Source organism: Providencia sp. PROV175 (genome assembly GCF_032707045.1).
Lineage (GTDB): Bacteria > Pseudomonadota > Gammaproteobacteria > Enterobacterales > Enterobacteriaceae > Providencia > Providencia hangzhouensis.
Map to the genome: position 1 here is coordinate 2,153,747 of NZ_CP120533.1, position 16,032 is coordinate 2,169,778.

Annotated in this window: 14 protein-coding genes; 8 read left to right on the forward strand and 6 right to left on the reverse strand. The window is 40.6% G+C overall.

The annotated features are described in order from the left end of the window. Positions 1–243: 243 nt before the first annotated feature. From P3L44_RS09465 to P3L44_RS09475, 3 genes are all read left to right on the forward strand, one after another. Positions 244–1,545, forward strand: a complete 1,302-nt coding sequence (locus tag P3L44_RS09465; protein ID WP_140172221.1) for a D-amino acid dehydrogenase — start codon at positions 244–246, stop codon at positions 1,543–1,545. Between the two features lie 61 nt (positions 1,546–1,606). After that, complete coding sequence (alr, locus tag P3L44_RS09470) at positions 1,607–2,686, forward strand: alanine racemase (RefSeq protein WP_110591773.1); 1,080 nt, start codon at positions 1,607–1,609, stop codon at positions 2,684–2,686. A 133-nt stretch (positions 2,687–2,819) separates the two neighbouring features. After that, positions 2,820–3,572, forward strand: a complete 753-nt coding sequence (locus tag P3L44_RS09475) for a MipA/OmpV family protein (protein WP_004254041.1) — start codon at positions 2,820–2,822, stop codon at positions 3,570–3,572. A gap of 112 nt (positions 3,573–3,684) precedes the next feature. Here the strand turns inward: P3L44_RS09475 and P3L44_RS09480 are convergent, their stop codons facing one another. Then, the gene (locus P3L44_RS09480) at positions 3,685–4,566 is read right to left on the reverse strand and encodes a D-hexose-6-phosphate mutarotase (RefSeq protein WP_004254046.1); all 882 of its coding nucleotides are present in this window, start codon (positions 4,564–4,566) and stop codon (positions 3,685–3,687) included. A 230-nt stretch (positions 4,567–4,796) separates the two neighbouring features. After that, positions 4,797–5,792, reverse strand: coding sequence for a glyceraldehyde-3-phosphate dehydrogenase (gapA, locus tag P3L44_RS09485; protein WP_004254049.1), 996 nt, complete (start codon positions 5,790–5,792; stop codon positions 4,797–4,799). A 355-nt stretch (positions 5,793–6,147) separates the two neighbouring features. On the opposite strand from gapA, the gene msrB reads away from it, so the two are divergent. Together msrB and P3L44_RS09495 are read left to right on the forward strand one after the other, a co-directional pair. Further along, a complete protein-coding gene (msrB, locus tag P3L44_RS09490) occupies positions 6,148–6,561 on the forward strand; it encodes a peptide-methionine (R)-S-oxide reductase MsrB (RefSeq protein ID WP_140172219.1) in 414 nt (137 codons plus the stop codon). Positions 6,562–6,674: 113 nt separating this feature from the next. Next, positions 6,675–6,980, forward strand: a complete 306-nt coding sequence (locus P3L44_RS09495; RefSeq protein ID WP_004254056.1) for a YeaC family protein — start codon at positions 6,675–6,677, stop codon at positions 6,978–6,980. Between the two features lie 127 nt (positions 6,981–7,107). On the opposite strand, the gene pncA is transcribed toward P3L44_RS09495, so the two are convergent. The 3 genes from pncA to sppA all read right to left on the reverse strand — a co-directional run bounded on the left by pncA (position 7,108) and on the right by sppA (position 10,800). Next, entirely contained in the window at positions 7,108–7,734 is a 627-nt protein-coding gene (gene pncA / locus P3L44_RS09500; RefSeq protein WP_272661924.1) for a bifunctional nicotinamidase/pyrazinamidase, read from the reverse strand. Between the two features lie 22 nt (positions 7,735–7,756). Then, positions 7,757–8,776 (reverse strand): asparaginase, encoded by a 1,020-nt coding sequence (gene ansA / locus P3L44_RS09505; protein WP_272661925.1) that lies wholly within the window; start codon positions 8,774–8,776, stop codon positions 7,757–7,759. 167 nt (positions 8,777–8,943) lie between these two features. Further along, positions 8,944–10,800 carry a signal peptide peptidase SppA gene (gene sppA, locus P3L44_RS09510; protein ID WP_272661926.1) on the reverse strand — a complete coding sequence of 619 codons (1,857 nt, stop codon included), beginning with the start codon at positions 10,798–10,800 and terminating at the stop codon, positions 8,944–8,946. 471 nt (positions 10,801–11,271) lie between these two features. Between sppA and P3L44_RS09515 the strand changes: the two genes are divergently transcribed. From P3L44_RS09515 to P3L44_RS09525, 3 genes are read left to right on the forward strand one after another with little or no spacing between them, the layout of a single operon-like run. After that, positions 11,272–11,823: an NAD(P)H nitroreductase gene (locus tag P3L44_RS09515; RefSeq protein WP_004254072.1), complete on the forward strand. Its 552-nt coding sequence runs from the start codon at positions 11,272–11,274 to the stop codon at positions 11,821–11,823. Positions 11,824–11,834: 11 nt separating this feature from the next. Beyond that, complete coding sequence (selD, locus tag P3L44_RS09520; protein WP_004254077.1) at positions 11,835–12,878, forward strand: selenide, water dikinase SelD; 1,044 nt, start codon at positions 11,835–11,837, stop codon at positions 12,876–12,878. Positions 12,879–12,881: 3 nt separating this feature from the next. After that, a complete protein-coding gene (locus P3L44_RS09525) occupies positions 12,882–14,807 on the forward strand; it encodes a DNA topoisomerase III (RefSeq protein ID WP_110591770.1) in 1,926 nt (641 codons plus the stop codon). A 66-nt stretch (positions 14,808–14,873) separates the two neighbouring features. Here P3L44_RS09525 and xthA read toward each other — a convergent pair whose 3' ends face one another. After that, positions 14,874–15,686 (reverse strand): exodeoxyribonuclease III, encoded by an 813-nt coding sequence (xthA, locus tag P3L44_RS09530; protein WP_094960518.1) that lies wholly within the window; start codon positions 15,684–15,686, stop codon positions 14,874–14,876. Between the last annotated feature and the right edge of the window lie 346 nt (positions 15,687–16,032).

Consider the following 16,032-nt stretch of genomic DNA (forward strand, 5'->3'; position numbering starts at 1 on the left):
CGATAGAAAACTCTGAATTAACAAAATAGATAAATTGCCATTATTTTATCCAATTGAATTATAATAATTTAAATTCATGCTGAAATTTTAGTCTAGTATTTAATATCGCCATGTAAAGTAAATGTGATGAAATTTAAATTTTTTAACTTTATTGTTAAAAGTGTTAATCCACCACATTGGCAAATAATTTCTAGAATATTATCCTAAAATAAATGATGCATATTTTTATTTTGCGGGGAAGCTATGAAAATTCTAGTGTTAGGTGCGGGAGTGATCGGTGTAACAACAGCATGGTATTTAGCACAAGAAGGGCACGAAGTGCTGGTGGTGGATAGACAACATGATGTAGCAGAGGAAACAAGCGCAGCAAATGCAGGGCAAGTATCCCCTGGCTATGCAACCCCATGGGGGGCTCCTGGTATCCCCCTTAAAGCCGTGAAATGGATGTTTGAAAAACATGCGCCCTTGGCAATACGTCCAGATGGTACGTTATTTCAACTGCGTTGGATGTGGCAGATGCTAAAAAACTGCGATATCCAACATTATGCGATGAATAAAAGCCGTATGGTGCGCATTGCAGAATACAGCCGTGATTGTATTCGCCAATTAAGAGCGGATACAGGTATCGAATATGAAGCTCGCCAAGGTGGTACTTTACAGCTTTTTCGTACTACTGAGCAGTTTGATAATGCAGCGAATGATATTGCGGTCTTACGGCAAGAAGGTGTTCCATACGAATTATTGACGTCTAATGAATTAGTTAAAGCGGAACCTGCGTTAGAGTTTGTCAAGCACAAGCTTACAGGGGGGTTGCGATTACCCAATGATGAAACAGGGGATTGCCAGCAGTTCACCAAAAAGCTGGCTAAAATGGCGCAAAATGCGGGAGTCCAATTCAAATTTGGTAGCCGGATTGAACGGATTTTAACCGAAGGTAACAAAGTTAGCGGCGTTAAAATAGATGGTGAAATTTTGCAAGCGGACCGATATGTAGTAGCGATGGGCTCTTATTCCACCTCAATGCTACAACGTCTGGTTCAAATTCCGGTTTACCCACTCAAAGGCTATTCATTGACGATGCCAATTATTGATGAACAGCGTGCCCCAATGTCTACTATCTTGGATGAAACATACAAAATTGCAGTAACGCGGTTTGATCAGCGCATTCGAGTTGGTGGAATGGCTGAAGTTGTTGGTTTTAATTTGAATATACTGAAAAAACGCTGCGAAACATTGAAAATGGTGGTACAAGATTTGTATCAAGGCGGTGGTGATATTGCACAAGCACAATTTTGGACGGGCCTGCGTCCAATGACACCGGATGGTACCCCAATAGTTGGGCCGACAGCATACGGTAATTTATATTTAAATACAGGGCATGGGACGCTGGGCTGGACAATGGCTTGTGGTGCAGGAAAACTGCTAGCAGATTTAATCTCAGGGAACACACCAGAGATAGCGTCTGATGATTTATCGGTATTTAGGTACCTTGATGGCTTTAATACCAAACTGGTTACTCATGGTGATTTAACTCCAGCACGTTAAGCGTTTGATGTTTTGGCATCATTGTAATTTTAGAATTAATTAAATGTACTAAGGAATTAAAATGCCGCGCCCTATAAGTGCTGTTATTCATCTACAAAATTTACAACATAATTTGGCTATTGTACGGCAACATGTTGGAAAATCGAAAATTTGGTCAGTCATGAAAGCAGACGGTTATGGTCACGGTATCAAGCAGATTTGGCCGGCATTAAAAGAAACGGATGGTTTTGGGGTATTGGATTTTGATGAAGCCATTTTATTGCGAAAAGAAGGGTGGAAAGGGCCAATTCTATTGTTAGAAGGTTTCTTCCAGCCACAAGACTTACAATTGATTGACCAGTATAATTTAACAACCAGCGTTCATAGTGAGTGGCAATTGTTTGCTATTGAAAATGCACAATTATCATCACCTATTTCAGTCTATATAAAACTAAATAGCGGCATGAATCGATTAGGTTTTTCACCGAGCGAATACGAAAGTGTGGTACAACGGTTATCTAAAATGCCGAATGTACGCAGTTTAACGTTAATGAGTCACTTTGCTAATTCAGATACCAAAACGGGCGTTACTGAACCTTTTCAACAGATCCAGCAATTTGAACACTTATCTTTAGAAACCTGTATCGCAAATTCAGGGGCAACACTGTGGCATAAACACACACAATATGATTGGATTCGTACAGGTATTTTGTTGTATGGCGCTTCTCCAAGTGGAAAATCTACTGATATATCTGGGTTGAACTTGAAGGCGGCGATGACCTTACAGTCAGAAGTGATCGCTATCCATGAAATTCCAGCAGGTCAATCAATTGGTTATGGTAGCCGGTTTACATCGACTAAACCTATGCGTATTGCGACAGTAGCGTGTGGTTATGCAGATGGCTACCCTAGACATGCTGCCAATGGAACGCCTGTATGGTGCAAAGAAAAGCGTTGTGCGCTACTGGGGGCTGTTTCAATGGATATGCTGACAATTGATATCAGTGACTGTGGCGATGTTAAGCTTGGTGAGCGAGTGGAGTTATGGGGGCAAAACTTACCGGTTGATGAGGTTGCACAAGCTGCGGGGACAATTGGTTATGAGCTACTTTGTGCGCTAGCAAAAAGAGTTCCTGTTTCTTATGAAAATAAAGTAGAATAAATATTAATCAGTCACGCTAAAAACAGTTAAAATTTAGCTTTAAATGTGATTTCGATTAAGCATATTGGGATTATAGCTATATTGTTATAACATATAGCTGTGATCTATTTCTCATTATTTTTAGGTTGAATATATGTCAAAAGCAATTAAATTAACGACACTTGCGGTGGCTTTGAGTGTGTTATCTGGGGCCGCCTTTGCAGGAACTTGGTCAGTTGGTGGTTCAGTATTAGCTCAGTCAACACCTTATAAAGGGATTAAGAGCCGTGACTATGTCACGCCAGTGCCTATTGTTAATTATGATAGTGAGAATTTCTATTTTCATACATTAGCAGCTGGTTATTATTTATGGAATGATACACAAGACCAGTTATCATTGGATGCTTATTATTACCCACAATTTTTTAAACCTAAAGACAATGATGATAAAGCAATGCGTGAATTAGACCGTCGCCGTGATACGGTGATGACTGGTCTGACTTATCGTCATAAAGCTGATTGGGGTACACTAAGAACGAATATTTCTGGTGATATCTTAGGTATCAGTAATGGTATTCGTGGTGAGTTTGCCTACCTGTATGGTTTTGAAGGTGATAAATGGTCAATCACTCCAGGCCTTGGTATTAAATGGGATAGTAAGAACCAAAACCGTTATGAATATGGCGTGTCTTCAAAAGAATCACGTAATAGCGGTTTAAAACGTTATAACCCAGGTTCAAGTTGGACACCATACATTGAAGTGACAGGAAATTACCGCTTTGATGAAAATTGGACTGTATTCGCAATGGGCCGTGTTGACCGCCTACCAAGTGAAGTGAAAGATAGCCCAATGGTAAATAAAGATGTTTCCGCCATTATGTGGACAGGTGTCACTTACACATTCTAAGTTTGTGATAGAAAATTAAATTAATTAGCCCCTGATATTCTTACAATTATCAGGGGCTAATTTTATCTATCTAGTTATCTACCTAGAAAATTTATATTCTTAGAATGAATAATTAATCTTGCGGCTTATTATCGCGACTGACCATCACTAAAGAAAGACGAGCAGGGTGTTGTGCTTCACTTTTCATCGGGACGTTGATCCTTGCAGTTTCTACACAAACCATTTGTTTGTACCCATTATTTGGCATGTCATCCATGCTACATGATAATTCTGCCCAAGGGTTCCAACAGACAACATCACTATTATGGTAATGGTGAATTTCTATTGTACGTGCCCAGCCATCATCACGTAATAAGCTGTATTCTTCCGGTTCTGAATAAATACGATCGGTGTGCTTATTAAATTTGAGTGGTTCATTCACATAAGCTTCTTTATCTGCGACTTTATCGAAGTAGTGGCCGCCTAACCCATAGACGGTGGCTTTTTGAATATCACTGATATTGAAATAACTATGCAGCGCGGCAGTAGTTTCGAAATCCCCATAACTTTCTAGTTCAAGTTCACATGTTTCCCCAAGTTTCATACGTAAGATCAGGGTGAACTCATGGGGCCATAATTTACGGGTATAGTCGGTATCCGTTAACGTGAAGGTTAAAATAACACCATCTTCATGTTCATTATGTGCGGTGAATTGCCAAGGTAAAATTCGTGCAAAACCATGACTAGGACTGGCAACAGGACCGAACCAAGGCCAACAAATAGGAATACCACCGCGAATAGCAACGCCTTCTTTAAAGGCACTTTCTGAACTTAGCCATAAGCAAGGTTTTTGCCCCGCGGGTTGCCAATCAATAAGTTGAGCGCCTTGTAAACTGACAGCACCACGTACTTTGGGATGTGAAATAACAATAAGTGGGAGCTCATCGAGTTGGCGTTGAGTAATGTAAGCAGAGACTTGTTTAATGACTGGTAGTGCAAAAAGTTTGTCGTGCATGGTATTAGGCCTGTGTTCATTCACTTAAATTATTTAGAAGTTCCTGTGTGGCATACTTAAAGCCGCAGTGAATCGTATTCGTTCTAAAATAAGTCATGTTTATAGCGTATCCAATAGATGATCAACCATAAGCGATATTGCAGAAAATATGAAGTGTTAATTTGTTATTGGATACGATACAAAAGAGCCGCCAAATTGGCGGCTCAGTTAGACAGATTACATTACAGCTCTTATTTAGAGATGTGAGCGATCAGGTCTAAAACTTTGTTAGAGTAACCCGTTTCGTTGTCATACCAAGAAACTAATTTAACAAAGTTGTCGTTCAGTGCGATACCTGCTTTAGCATCAAATACTGAAGTCAGTTTTTCACCGTTGAAGTCAGTTGATACAACGTCATCTTCAGTGTAACCCAGAACGCCTTTCAGTTCGCCTGCAGCTGCTTCTTTGATAGCATCACAGATTTGAGCATAAGTTGCTGGTTTTTCTAAACGAACAGTTAAATCAACAACTGATACGTTAGGAGTAGGTACACGGAAAGACATACCAGTCAGTTTACCGTTCAGCTCAGGGATAACTTTACCTACAGCTTTAGCAGCACCGGTTGATGAAGGGATGATGTTTTGAGCAGCACCACGACCACCACGCCAGTCTTTGTGTGAAGGACCATCAACAGTTTTTTGTGTTGCAGTTGTTGCGTGAACTGTTGTCATCAGACCTTCAACGATACCGAACTTGTCATTGATAACTTTAGCCAGTGGAGCTAAGCAGTTAGTTGTACAAGATGCGTTAGAAACGATTTCTTGACCTGCGTAAGCTTTGTGGTTAACGCCCATAACGAACATAGGAGTATCATCTTTAGAAGGGCCAGTCAGAACAACTTTCTTAGCGCCAGCTTGGATGTGTTTACGTGCAGTTTCATCAGTTAAGAAGATACCTGTTGCTTCAGCAACGACGTCAACACCGACTTCGTTCCATTTCAGGTTTGCAGGATCTTTTTCTGCTGTTACACGGATTTTTTTGCCGTTTACAACTAGGTGACCATCTTTAACTTCAACAGTACCGTTGAAACGACCATGAGTTGAGTCGTATTTCAGCATGTATGCCATGTATTCTGCATCGAGCAGGTCGTTGATAGCAACGATTTCGATGTCAGAACGCTCTTGTGCAGCACGGAAAACGATACGGCCAATACGACCAAAACCATTAATACCTACTTTGATAGTCATAGTATTTCCACCAGCTATTTATTCGTGAATTAAGTTGTAGTTAAAGTTACCAAAACCTTGCCAGCCGTCAAGCGGAATCGTGTCAATTATTGAAAAAAATCAATTCTGATACTACCAACTGCTTATTTGTCAGCCACTTCAGCGGCAAATACAGCCGCACGTATTATCGGGATTGTACGGCATAATGAAACCATCTATCAGTGATATATGTGATACGGTTCACAAATCAAAACGGAAAGTAAGATGCTTCTTAGTTTAGAATAGTTTTACAGAAAATGTTGTTAATTTTTTGTTGATTGAAATTGATGTATGATAACCATCAACCACTTTAGTTATTTAAATATTTAGGTATGACATGTCAAGTAAAGATAAACAACCTATTGATATTTCAGAATTAAATGAGATGCAGCGTTACGTTACACAGCAAGCAGGTACCGAGCCGCCATTTAGTGGCCAATTATTGCATAACCGTAAAGACGGTGTGTACGAGTGCTTATGCTGTGGTTCACCTTTATTTATGTCTGAGACCAAATTTGATGCAGGTTGTGGGTGGCCAAGTTTTTACCAACCCGTCAATGAAGAGGCAATCAAATACATTGAGGATTTCTCTCATGGGATGCACCGTATTGAAGTTCGCTGTCAACACTGTAATGCGCATTTAGGGCATGTGTTTCCAGATGGTCCTCAGCCTACTGGTCAACGTTACTGCATTAATTCAGCATCATTAAGCTTTATTGATGACGATAGCGGTGAAAAGACGCGTGGATAAAGAGCTGAAGTATGCTGAAGCCATTTTTTTAGAATGACAAAAACGATTCAGCTATTGGCTGAAATCAAGAACAATAAATAATGAGTGAATTGCGTATTTGAAGGAGCCTTATCGTGAGCGTTGAAGTCAGTCCTGAGCAACTTGAACAATTATTAGCAGTGATGACCCCTGAAATTTATGAACGCCTTGTGACCGCTGTTGAGCTCGGTAAATGGCCAGATGGTGTGATGTTAACGCCAGAACAAAAAGAACATAGCTTACAAATGGTATTATTGTGGCAGTCACGGCATAACCATGACCCTGAGCATATGACGGTAGGGACTAATGGTGAAATTACGATGAAGAGCAAGCAAGAGCTAAAAACGTTGTTTCAAGGTGAGATGTTAGCAACATTAAAACCGCAAAATAATGATGAATAACGGTTGCTCTAGAGAATAGCTTGTTGATTCAATATGATGCTGCATAGTGACAGTGTCACTAAAACAAGTTTTCTCAATTACTAGATTTTCAATTATTACATGAGAAAACTTGTCCATAAAACATGTCCTAATGCAGGTCGGTTAATGTAATTAACCTTGCACCTTGATTTTGCATTTCGACTAAAGATTCTTGGCTGTCATTGGCCCCGAGATTGACGCCTCTACACCCATCGACTAAAACATCTACGGTATAACCTAATTTTAACGCATCTAACACGGTAAATTTGACACAGTAATCCGTCGCAATTCCCATAATAATTAAATGCGAAATATGGTGTTCTTGTAGCCACGTATGTAGGCGCGTTTGGCTAATTTTATCATTATCAAAAAAGGCACTATAGCTATCAACCTGGGGGTTTTCCCCTTTGGTAAAAATTGCACTAATAAGCGATTGATTTAAATTTTTGTGTAATTCAGCGCCATGTTCACCTTGTACGCAATGAATAGGCCACCAAACTTGTGTAATACCATTTAGCTCACCGACTTCTCCAATTTGAGTATTTGAATTGGCCGCGAAACTAAGGTGTGTCGCAGGGTGCCAATCTTGGCTTGCAATGATGTCTATCTGTTTTTGTTGGCAAATATCCATCGCTTTATTAGCAACATCAATAACATGTTCGCTTTCATTTACTGCTAATGTGCCGCCCGTGCAGAAATCGTTTTGTAAATCGACTAACAGTAATGCTGCTTTCATTATGTCCTCAGTATGTTATCTGTTATTCATCAGCATAGCTCAACTCGCCGCGTAAATTATTCTGCATTAACTCACGGATTAACGCAGGGGTATAATTTTGACTCAGTAAGTAGTGCAATTTACTTAAGGCGGCTTCAAAAGTCATGTCATATCCACTTATCACACCCGCTTCTGCAAGTGCGTGTCCTGTGGCGTAGCCTTCCATATTAACACGGCCAGAAATACATTGTGTCAGGTTCACCACAATAATCCCTCGGTTCGTTGCTTCACGGAGTATGCGCAGTAATTCAGGCTGCTGAGGGGCATTACCGACACCGTAAGAGCGCAATATCAGCGCTTTAACGGGTTGTTGGAGAATGTTGCGTACAATTTCAATTGATAGCCCTGGATAAAGAGTCACAACGCCGATAGGTTGAGGTGTAATTCGGTGACTTTTAAATTCACCTATACCAATAGGCGCAGGGCACGTATTAAATGAGCGAATATGAATGCCAGCTTCCATTAATGGAGAACAGTTAGGTGAACTGAAAGCATCAAAGCCATCTGCATGGGCCTTAACAGTGCGGTTACCGCGATATAATTTATTATTGAAAAATAATCCCACTTCATTAATGGGGTAGTTTGCTGCTAAATATAATGCATTTAGTAGATTAGTTTGCCCATCAGAACGTAATGCTTCTAAAGGGATTTGTGACCCTGTCACTGTTACGGGTTTTTTCAAGTTTTCAAACATGAAAGATAACGCTGAGGCGGTGAAAGCCATCGTGTCAGTGCCATGTAATATGACAAACCCATCATAAAGTGGATAGTTCTCACGTATATCATCAGCGATAAGTTGCCAGTCTTCAGGAGTGATATCAGATGAATCAATTAAAGGCTGATGTTCACGGATCGTAAACTCAGGCATTTCAGGGCGGTGAAACTCGGGCATCTGAGCTAACTGAGCTTGCAAATGGCCGGAAACAGGAATATATCCCTGTGGTGAATGGCGCATGCCAATTGTTCCACCAGTGTAAACAACATAAATTGATTTCTTCTGCATCTTATTACCTAATTTATCCAACTTATCGAAGGAGAGTGATTATCAGGATTTTGACGTATTTGTTAGCGTATTACTATCGTTAACTTGCGAATAGCTAGATTGATATGAGGTTATTGATGGGTTTGTGAGAGAAATCCCCTTCATTGAATCTGAAGGGGATTCAGCGATTAGTTAATTTCCGCGCAATTTAAACAAAAAGCATAGCGGTTTTGTGGGTCATTCATTTTTAAGAAAAATTGTGCTTGTTGGCGGATATCCGTCGCGACTGCAGGTGGTAAAAACACGTGTAGCACATCCGGCATGGCGGCTTGAACGTTTGTCGTTAATTCAAGTAACAATTGATCCATAAAGGTCAACTCAGGCTTCATCCAATCTAACTTAACGTCAGTGAGTTTAGCGAGCTCAGCAGCTTTATCTACGGCATTATCAAAATCACCTAGTTGGTCTACAAGACCATTTTTAAGCGCGTCTTGCCCAATCCATACACGGCCTTGAGCGATTTGGTCTATCTCTGCCGGTGTTTTATGGCGAGATTTAGCCACTAAGCCAACAAATGTCTCATAGCCATTCTCAATGGTAATTTGCATCATGTCAGCAAATTGTGGGCTGATCCCTTTAGTCAAAGAAATATCGGCTAATGGCGACGTTGATACGCCATCAGTATATACCCCTATAGAATCTAAAGATTTTTCAAAGGTATTAATTACGCCAAATATACCAATCGAACCAGTCAGCGTGTTTGGACTGGCAATGATATAGTCCGCTGGAGTTGAGACCCAATACCCCCCAGATGCAGCCATTCCCCCCATAGATACAACAACAGGTTTACCTGCAGCATGAGCAGAAGCCAGTTCACTGCGGATCAAATCAGAAGCGCTTACGCTACCACCTGGACTGTTAACGCGCAAAACTATCGCTTTAATATTATCATCAAGGCGAGCGTCACGAATTTGTGCTGCGATGGTATCGCCTCCTGCAATCCCAGCCGTTTGTGGGCCATCCATGATAGCACCTTGAACGACAATCACGGCAATATTGCCACTTTGATTAGCATTGGTATCTGCTATTTTAGTGGAATAATCATAGATACTAATATTATTGAATTGTTTATCTTCTTTATTCCAGCCAAAGTGTTTACTGAGTAAATCTTCAACTTGTTCGTTAGTATAAAGTTTATCAACCAATTTTTGTTTTAACGCGTATTGTGCGCTATCGCCTTTGACTGAACGTAATTTCTCTAAAATAGCATCAGCCCCAGGAAAAATTTGTGTGCTGGTCGTATTGCGGTTTTTGGCGATTTCTGTGAGGTAATTGTTCCAAAGGGCATCCAGCCACTGTTTATTGGCTAAACGTGCTTCAGGGGACATCTCATCACGCATTAATGGTTCAACCGCTGATTTATAGGTACCAACACGGAAAATATGGCTACTAACTTTAAGTTTTTCTAACAGTGACTTGTAGTAGAGCCCATTTGTTGCAAAGCCATATACCCCAACAGCACCTTGCGGTGTGAGGTAAATATCATCAGCGTAACTGGCGAGGTAGTATTGCGACTGATTATAACTGTTACCAATGGCGTAAACCTGTTTCCCTGAACTTTTAAATTCATTGATTGCTTTACCGATATAAGCTAGAGAGGGCTGATCGGCTCCAGCTAAATCATCTAGGCGTAATACCATCCCTGTAATGCGATCATCATTTGCAGCGGTGCGAATGGTATCAACGATGTCGAATAGTGAATTTTCTTGCATTCGGCTGTTTGAGGTACCAAGTAATTCACGGCTCATACGACCAAATGGGTCTGGAGTAGAGACTTGGTCTACGATAACCCCCTGTAAATCCACATACAAAGCACCAAAATAATTTTTTTCGGGTTGAGTCTCTGTCTGATAAAGAGCAATCGACCCAATAACAACAAAAAATAATACTAAGAAAATGGCGTTGAAAACGAATTCCCTAATAAAGTTCAGTGCTCGCCAGCTAATTCTAAAAATGGTAGCGATGATGTCCCATAGTTGACGCATGTTTTCTCCTATCCTGCATATTCTGCACCACAAGGGTGTTGGCTTCATTTGTTTGCCGTTGACTTATGGCACAAACTATTTTTGGATATTACATAAATAGTTCTTTCTACAGTTGGGTTACTTCTGCCTGTAGCACGAATTAACAACAATATACTCAAAAGCAAATCTGTTACCCGATCACCACATCGAACACTTGATATCTTAGTTGTATCAATACAATTAGTTGCAATAGCGGGCTATTTTTATGCATAACAAAATTATGATACGCAAGGTACAATGCTTCAATGATATTTTTCACATGTGACAAATGATACAATTCAATGAATTTATAACGTAATTTTACCTAACGAATAACTGTTATTGTTGTATTAGTGTAAGCGATTTTCCTTTAAGCTTAAACAATAGATAGCGTGGGTATAATTATCTAATTGAATGATTATCATATCAGTTTACTCTTAAACGGAGACAAATATGGATGCTTTGACCCTTTTGTTGAACCGCCGTTCAGCTTCAAGACTTACAACACCAGCACCGCAAGGCGAAGAACTCGACAATATACTTGCTGCGGGGATGAGAGCACCTGATCACGGTGCTTTGAAGCCGTGGCATTTTGTTGTTATGCAAAATGAGGGGATTAAACGCTTCAGTGAGCTATTGGAAAAAGCAGCAATTGAAGGGCAATTAGGCGCAGAGGTACAAGAAAAAGCTCGTAATGCCCCTTTTCGTGCCCCATTAATTATTACTGTGATCGCTAAATTAAAAGATCATCCGAAAATACCACAATGGGAACAATTAGTTGCTGCGAGCTGTACGGTTCAAGCAATGCAGATGGCAGCAGTAGCTCAAGGTTTTGGCGGTATATGGCGCTCAGGTTCATGGACAGAAGATGCTGTGGTTCGTGCCGGATTAGGTTGTGGAGATAACGACCGCATTGTTGGGTTCCTTTATTTAGGAACTCCAGAGCTTAAAGCGCCAGTAAAAGTACAAGCTCCTGATATGACAGGCTATGTATCTCACTTCTAAAGAGAATAATAATGACTGAAAAAATTAGATTAACTCAATATAGTCATGGTGCTGGTTGCGGTTGTAAAATTGCACCGAAAGTATTAGAGCAAATTCTACACACAGAGCAAGCAAAATTTCATGATCCACATTTGTTAGTTGGTAATGAAACTAAAGATGATGCGGCCGTTTATGATTTAGGTAATGGAATAGGCATCATCAGCACAACAGACTTTTTCATGCCGATCGTTGACTCCCCATTTGAATTTGGTCGGATTGCAGCAACCAACGCGATTAGCGATATTTTTGCAATGGGTGGTAAGCCAATTATGGCCATTGCTATTTTAGGCTGGCCAATTGCGAAGTTACCACCGGAAGTGGCTCGTGAGGTGATTGAAGGTGGACGTGCAGCTTGTGCTGATGCGGGTATCTCGTTAGCTGGTGGCCATTCTATTGATGCACCTGAGCCTATTTTTGGTTTGGCAGTTACGGGTGTTGTGAATACGGAGTATGTGAAGAAAAATAGTGCCGCAACAGCGGGGTGCGAATTGTTTTTGACGAAACCGCTTGGAATTGGTGTTTTGACAACAGCAGAGAAAAAAGGGGTACTTGCGCCGGAACATCAACACTTAGCGGCAGAAACCATGTGTCAAATGAATAAGCTAGGTGCGGTGGTTGCGCCTTTAGATGGTGTGACGGCAATGACTGATGTGACTGGTTTCGGTTTATTAGGTCATTTAAGTGAGATTTGCGAAGGGTCTAAAGTTCGTGCTGAAATCTCCTTTAGTAAAGTTCCTAAATTAGCCAATGTCGAAAAATATATTGAAGCAGGTTGTGTTCCTGGGGGAACCACTCGTAACTTTGACAGTTATGGGCACCTTATTGGCCCTATGAGTGATATGCAGCGTCAACTACTGTGTGATCCTCAAACTTCTGGCGGCTTACTTATTGCAGTAAAACCTTCCGAAGTCTCTAAAATTAAAGAGATTGCACAGCAGCAAGGTGTTTTGTTACAGTCTATCGGTAAATTATTACCCCATCAGGATAATGTTCCTTTAGTTGAAGTGATAGATTAATTTATGCGTTTGTTTATTGCGGAAAAACCGAGCCTTGCAAGGGCCATTGCAGATGTATTACCAAAGCCCCACAAACGAGGTGATGGTTTTATTCAATGTGGTGATGGCCAAACTGTAACATGGTGTATTGGCCATCTTTTAGAGCAGGCGGAACCCGATGCTTATGAACCTCGGTATGCACGATGGAATCTTCAGGATTTGCCAATTATCCCTGATAAGTGGCAATTGAAGCCCCGTCCCGCAGTAACTAAACAATTAAAAACTATTGAAACATTGCTGAAACAAGCCTCAATAGTTGTCCATGCAGGGGACCCCGATAGAGAAGGTCAATTGCTGGTGGACGAAGTGCTTGACTTTTTGAAGCTCGACCCTGAAAAACGCAAAGAAGTAAAACGTTGTTTAATCAATGACCTTAACCCACAAGCCGTTGAGCGGGCAATTGAGCGTTTGAGAGAAAATCGTGAGTTTATTCCTCTTTGTGTCTCTGCTTTAGCAAGAGCACGGGCAGATTGGTTGTATGGCATCAATATGACCCGTGCTTATACGTTATTAGGGCAACGAGGAGGCTATCAAGGCGTTCTTTCTGTAGGGCGGGTTCAAACTCCGGTATTGGGGTTAGTTGTTAGGCGCGACGAAGAAATAGAAAACTTTGTACCTAAAGACTATTTTGAGGTTAAAGCTCATATTGTTACGCCAAAGGATGAGCGCTTTGTAGCGATATGGCAGCCAAGCGACTCCTGTATTGACTATCAGGATGAAGAAGGGCGTTTATTCCATCGGCCGCTTGCAGAGCATGTGGTATCGCGTATTGAGGGCAAACCTGCCATAGTGACGCAATATCAGGACAAGCGCGAATCAGAAATTGCACCGTTGCCTTTCTCTTTATCTTCTTTGCAGATTGAAGCTGCCAAAAAATATGCGTTGAGCGCTCAAGAAGTATTGGACATTTGCCAACGTTTATATGAAACACATAAGTTGATTACTTATCCACGTTCAGATAGCCGTTATTTACCGGATGAACATTTTGCAGGGAGACACAGTGTCTTGAATGCAATTGCGGTGCATCAACCAGACCTCACTGAATTTGAATTGCCTGAGCTGGATAAAAAGAACCGGTGCTGGGATGATAAAAAAGTCGATGCTCACCATGCCATTATCCCAACAGCAAAAACGGCAGCAGTAAAGTTAACTGAAAATGAAAGTAAAATTTACCAATTGATTGCGCGTCAATATATTATTCAGTTTATGCCCGATGCGGTTTACCGCAAGTGTACAATTGATCTAGAAATTGAAAAGGGTAAATTTATCGCAAAAGCTCGATTTCTTGCTGAAGCAGGTTGGCGAGTCGTATTGGGTAATAAAGAGCGCGATGCTGAAAACGATGGTATGCCACTGCCAGTTGTGAGTAAGAATGATGAGTTGTTATGTGAAAAAGGGGAAGTGGTTGAACGGCAAACGCAGCCTCCACGTCCTTTTACGGATGCAACGTTATTATCAGCAATGACTGGGATCGCTCGTTTTGTACAAGATAAAGCATTAAAAAAAGTATTGCGAGAAACGGATGGGCTTGGTACAGAAGCGACTAGAGCCGGTATCATTGACTTACTATTCAAACGCCAATTTCTCTACAAAAAAGGGCGTTATATTCATTCCTCGCCTGCGGGAAGGGCTCTAATTCATGTTTTACCCGATATGGCAACATTACCAGATATGACAGCCCATTGGGAGTCAGTATTAACCCAAATTAGTGAAAAACAATCACGTTATGATGATTTTATGCATCCACTAAGCCAAACGCTAATGCAATTAATTCACCATGCACGTCAGTTTACAAATTTGAGGGCATTTCGAGAACTACCCGCTCCATCAGTAAAAACGGGAAAAAAACCAGTAAAAGCGGGGAAGAAAACAAAAAAGAAACAGGATTAGTGGAGTCTGGTAAACCAATAAAAGGCGCTTAAGGCGCCTTTTTTGCATTATGACAAGTAAGAAAGTTTACTTTGAGAGGTCAAATTCAGACCATACAGGTGCGTGGTCTGATGGCTTTTCCATCCCGCGGATTTCGTAATCAATACCCGTTGCAATACAACGCTCAGCGAGTTTATTGGAGGCCAGTAATAAATCGATACGTAGGCCACGGTTATCGTCAAAGCCTTTCGAACGGTAGTCAAACCATGAGTAGCAATCAGAAACATCAGGATTTTTTGCACGATATGTATCGACTAAACCCCAGCCTAATAATTTAGCTAACCACTCACGCTCTTCGGGTAAAAAAGAGCATTTTCCGGTTTTTAGCCAACGTTTACGGTTTGCATCACCGATACCAATATCAAGATCGGTTGGGCTGATATTCATGTCACCCATAATGAGCAACTGTGACTCGGCCGTTTGTGTTGATGTGATGTAATTTTGTAAATCTTGATAAAATTTTTCTTTTGCCGGAAATTTTGTTGGGTGGTCACGGCTTTCTCCTTGAGGAAAATAACCATTTACAACCGTCAATGGGCCGCGATCTGTTTGGATATCAGCCATGATAATGCGACGCTGTGCATCGTCATCGTCAGTTGGAAAACCTTTACGGACAGCAAGTGGCTCATTTTTAGTTAATAGAGCTACGCCATAATGCGCTTTTTGACCGTGATAAAAAACATGATAGCCGAGCTGACTAACTTCTTCATAAGGAAACATATCATCATGGACTTTGGTTTCTTGTAAGCCAATAACCTCAGGTTGATGTTTTTCGATGATTGCAGCGAGTTGGTGAGGGCGAGCTCGAAGGCCATTAATATTGAACGATATGAATTTCATGGTTTTTTATCACCTAGTTTTATGATTATTATGCTTATTCTACCAGATGGTAGCAATACTGTAACCCCGCGGAGTATGTTTCAACGGTTAGATTGTTTTAAAGACGATAATGACTATGATAAAAATGCTCATGGCTTAACTTATTCTTGGTATAGTATCAAAATTCAGTGGTTAATATAAAAATAATAATAAATTTAATTAATCAAAAAATATTATGGCCAATTAAATTTATTATGGGTGCTAGAGTTTAGTTTTCTATTAAAGCTAAATTAATAATATCATTATTAACTAGTTTTAATTTCATTTAAAGTCAATTGGTTATTTATATTTTAATGTGATTTAATAG

What these genes read in the sequence shown, in the direction of transcription:
- P3L44_RS09465 (WP_140172221.1), top strand. Translation starts at nt 244, where the DNA reads ATGAAAATTCTAGTGTTAGGTGCGGGAGTGATCGGTGTAACAACAGCA.
- alr (WP_110591773.1), top strand. Translation starts at nt 1,607, where the DNA reads ATGCCGCGCCCTATAAGTGCTGTTATTCATCTACAAAATTTACAACAT.
- P3L44_RS09475 (WP_004254041.1), top strand. Translation starts at nt 2,820, where the DNA reads ATGTCAAAAGCAATTAAATTAACGACACTTGCGGTGGCTTTGAGTGTG.
- P3L44_RS09480 (WP_004254046.1), bottom strand. Translation starts at nt 4,566, where the DNA reads ATGCACGACAAACTTTTTGCACTACCAGTCATTAAACAAGTCTCTGCT.
- gapA (WP_004254049.1), bottom strand. Translation starts at nt 5,792, where the DNA reads ATGACTATCAAAGTAGGTATTAATGGTTTTGGTCGTATTGGCCGTATC.
- msrB (WP_140172219.1), top strand. Translation starts at nt 6,148, where the DNA reads ATGTCAAGTAAAGATAAACAACCTATTGATATTTCAGAATTAAATGAG.
- pncA (WP_272661924.1), bottom strand. Translation starts at nt 7,734, where the DNA reads ATGAAAGCAGCATTACTGTTAGTCGATTTACAAAACGATTTCTGCACG.
- ansA (WP_272661925.1), bottom strand. Translation starts at nt 8,776, where the DNA reads ATGCAGAAGAAATCAATTTATGTTGTTTACACTGGTGGAACAATTGGC.
- sppA (WP_272661926.1), bottom strand. Translation starts at nt 10,800, where the DNA reads ATGCGTCAACTATGGGACATCATCGCTACCATTTTTAGAATTAGCTGG.
- P3L44_RS09515 (WP_004254072.1), top strand. Translation starts at nt 11,272, where the DNA reads ATGGATGCTTTGACCCTTTTGTTGAACCGCCGTTCAGCTTCAAGACTT.
- selD (WP_004254077.1), top strand. Translation starts at nt 11,835, where the DNA reads ATGACTGAAAAAATTAGATTAACTCAATATAGTCATGGTGCTGGTTGC.
- P3L44_RS09525 (WP_110591770.1), top strand. Translation starts at nt 12,882, where the DNA reads ATGCGTTTGTTTATTGCGGAAAAACCGAGCCTTGCAAGGGCCATTGCA.
- xthA (WP_094960518.1), bottom strand. Translation starts at nt 15,686, where the DNA reads ATGAAATTCATATCGTTCAATATTAATGGCCTTCGAGCTCGCCCTCAC.